The following is a 275-nucleotide window of genomic DNA, read 5'->3' as shown; positions in this document are numbered from 1 at the left end:
GGGCTGGCCGATGTGGTCGAAGTGGCCTCCGCCGGCACCGGTGACTGGCACGTCGGCAACCCGCCGGACAAGCGCAGCCAGGCCGCGGCGAAAGTGCGCGGTTATGACTTGTCGACGCAACGCGCGCAGCAGGTCAGCCGGGCCGATTTCGCCAGCTACGACCTGATTCTCGCCATGGATAACAGCAATCTGCGCAACCTCAAGGCCTTGCAGCCGTCCACCGGCAGGGCCGAGCTGGATCTGTTCCTGCGTCGTTATGCCGGGCTGGTCGATGA

General features: G+C 65.8%; 1 protein-coding gene. It reads left to right on the top strand.

Annotation, left to right across the window (positions count from 1 at the left end):
- Positions 1-275, top strand: a 275-nt coding sequence (locus tag AAEY83_RS14770; protein WP_502945187.1) for an arsenate reductase/protein-tyrosine-phosphatase family protein, incomplete at both ends; no start/stop codon positions are given.

The sequence above is a fragment of the Psychrobacter sp. TB20-MNA-CIBAN-0197 genome (assembly GCF_040309765.1).
Classification (GTDB): Bacteria; Pseudomonadota; Gammaproteobacteria; order Pseudomonadales; family Moraxellaceae; genus Psychrobacter; species Psychrobacter submarinus.
Note: the sequence above shows the minus strand (reverse complement) of the source record. Positions and strands in the feature narration are given on the sequence as shown.